Here is a 2777-nt window from a genome sequence, read left to right as displayed (position 1 = left end):
CCGGGGCCGGGGCGGAGGTCGGGGTGGCACCGGAGGCGTAGCCCGCGGCCCCGGGCGCCGTCGGGGGCTTCCGCCCACCCAACGCACTCATCGGATATGTGAACGTGATTCACGAACGAGACCGTGAGAGCGCGTGGGTGGTCGACAGCACCGGCCATGACGCGTGCGGGATTCACGGATGAGAACCGCTGCTCGTCCCGTTCCGGTCGCTCCGTAGAATGGTGGGACGCGCGCGTTCCCCACGAAGGAGTGCACCCATGCCGGTCAAACTCGGTCTCGGACTTCCCCAGATGAAGCAGTACGACCTCGGCCGCGATGTGGCCACCGTGGCACGCGCCGCGGAGGACGCGGGATACGAGAGTCTCTGGGTCTTCGAGCGCATCCTCTTCCCCGAGCCCGCCACCCAGGGGCTGTACGGCGTTGCGGGGCTGCCCTGGCCCGACGAGTACCGCGGTGTCGCCGACCCGCTGGTGACGCTCACCCTGGCCGCCGCGGCCACCGAGCGGGCCCGGCTCGGCACCAGCGTGCTGGTCGCGCCGCTGCATCTGCCGTTCCAGCTCGCCCGTTCGCTCGCCTCGCTGGACGCCGCGAGCGGCGGCCGGGTCGTCGCCGGTCTCGGCACGGGCTGGTCGCTCGACGAGTACGCCGCCGCGTCCGTCGCCCCGTTCGAGAAGCGCGGCGCCGTCCTGGACGAGCTGCTGGACGTCTGTGCGGCCGTCTGGGGCCCCGACCCCGTCTCCTACGAGGGCGCGCTGACCACCATCGCCCCGTCCGAAGTCGGCCCCAAGCCCGCCCGGCCCATCCCCGTCTACCTTCCCGCGAACAGCCCGCGCGCCACGCGGCGGCTGGTGGAGCGGGCCGACGGCTGGATGCCCGTCGCCATGGGCGCGGAGCAGCTCGCCGGGCAGTGGGCGAAGATACGGGACGCGGCGGCGGGGAGCGGCCGTGAACGCCCGCTCGACGTCTGCGCCCGGGTCAACGCGCGGTACAGCGCCAAGCCGTACGAGGGTGACGACCGCCGGCTCTTCCAGGGCAGTGCCGCGCAGATCGTCGAGGACCTGGCCGCGCACGCGCAGACGGGTGTGCCGGAGTTCCTGCTCGATCTCCAGAGCACGACGCGGGACGCGGCGGAGCTGGTGGACGCGGCGACCGAGGTGTACGTGACGGCGCGCGCCGCGGGCATCTGACCGTACATCGCGGACATCCGGCCGTACCCGCGGAGTGCACCGGGCCGGCCTCCGGCGCGCGGGGTCGGTTCCGGCGCGTCCCGGCGCATGGGGCCGGAGCCGGCGCGTCCCGCGCTCCCCGGAGCTCAGTCCTCCGGGAGTTCGACCGGCGCGATGTCGTCGTACACATCGCCGGGCCCGGGATTGGTGGCGTCCGTCGCGCCTCCGAAGTGGTGCATCACTCCCCACACCGCGTTCAGCGCCGTCTGCACGGCGCCCTCCGCCCACCCCGCCGTCCACGAGATGTCGTCGCCCGCCAGGAAGATCCCGCGCCTGTCCTCGGGCAGCCGGTCCTGCATGAAGTGTGTGAACAGCCGCCGCTGATAGCGGTAGTGCCCGGGCAGATTGGCCTTGAACGCGCCCATGAAGTACGGCTCGTTCTCCCATGAGACGGTCACCGGGCTGCCGATGATGTGCCGCCGGATGTCGACACCGGGATAGATCTCCCGCAGCGAGTTCAGCATGACCTCCATCCGCTCGCCGGCCGAGAGCGGCAGCCACTTCAGGCTGTCGTCGCACCAGGTGTACGAGAGACAGATGACGGCGGGGCGGTCGGGACCGTTGTCGAGCAGGTAGGTGCCTCGGGTCATCCGGTCCGTGAGCGTCATCGACATGACGTCACGGCCCGTCCTCGCGTCCTTGTCCAGCCAGAACGGCCGGTCCACCGGCACGAACAGCTTGGACGACTCCATGTAGTGGGTGCGCTCCATCGCCGTCCAGTGGTCGATGGGGAACAGCGACTCGTCGCAGGCGATCTTCGAGAGCAGCAGCCAGGACTGGGCGGTGAAGATCGCCGCGCGGTACGTACGGATCCCGCCCGAGGCGTCCGTGACGGTGATGCGGTCGCCGGCCGTGCGATGCAGCCGTACCACCGCGGGCAGCGGCGCACCACCGTGCAGCGAGGAGAGCGAGGTTCCGGCCGGCCAGTGCGTGATCTTCACAGGCTCGCGCCCCCAGAGGCGCAGCGGCAGCTGCTGGCTGCCGCCGACGATCGAACGGTGGTGGTCGTCGGCCTCGGTGTAGACGACCCGGAGGATCTCCAGGATGGAGTTGGGGAAGTCGGTGTCCCAGCCGCCGGTCCCGAATCCGACCTGGCCGAAGATCTCCCGGTGGCGGAAGGACTTGAAGGACGGCGAGTCGCAGAGGAAGCCGTAGAAGGTCTGGTTGTCGAGCTTCTCGACGAGCCGGGCCCAGATCCCGCGGATCCGCGGGATGTCGCGCTCGCGCAGGGCGCGGTTCATGTCGGAGAAGTCCGCGCCCTCCTCCAGACAGGTGTTCCACGCGTCCATCACGTCGCGGTACACCTGCGGCAGATCGTCGACGGTTCGCGCGTAGTGGGACTCCCCCTTGAGATCGACGACGGTGGAGGGGGTCCCGGCGGCGAGCGGGTTGGGGAACGGGCGGGTCTCCAGACCGACCAGCTCGATGTAGTGCCGGAGCGCGGTGGAGGAGGGCGGGAAGCGCATCGCGCCCATCTCCGCGGTCAGTTCGGTGTCGCATCCCTCGAAGCCGACCGTACGGAGCCGGCCGCCGATCCGGTCGGCCTCGTAC

At 70.9% G+C, this 2777-nt stretch carries 2 protein-coding genes; one reads left to right on the top strand and one right to left on the bottom strand.

Annotation, left to right across the window (positions count from 1 at the left end; genetic code table 11):
• The first annotated feature begins 257 nt into the window (after nucleotides 1–257).
• Nucleotides 258–1187, top strand: coding sequence for an LLM class F420-dependent oxidoreductase (locus BFF77_RS32130; RefSeq protein WP_066957085.1), 930 nt, complete (start codon nucleotides 258–260; stop codon nucleotides 1185–1187).
• Nucleotides 1188–1312: 125 nt separating this feature from the next.
• Here BFF77_RS32130 and BFF77_RS32125 read toward each other — a convergent pair.
• Nucleotides 1313–2777 (bottom strand): flavin monoamine oxidase family protein (locus tag BFF77_RS32125; protein WP_066957082.1); only part of this gene is annotated, 1465 nt, incomplete at its 5' end.

It is taken from the genome of Streptomyces lushanensis, assembly GCF_001700515.1.
GTDB classification, from domain to species: domain Bacteria; phylum Actinomycetota; class Actinomycetes; order Streptomycetales; family Streptomycetaceae; genus Streptomyces; species Streptomyces lushanensis.
This window is presented reverse-complemented; position numbering and strand designations above follow the sequence as displayed.

Coding starts and splice junctions, on each gene's coding strand:
- BFF77_RS32130 (WP_066957085.1), top strand. CDS start 258: ATGCCGGTCAAACTCGGTCTCGGACTTCCCCAGATGAAGCAGTACGAC.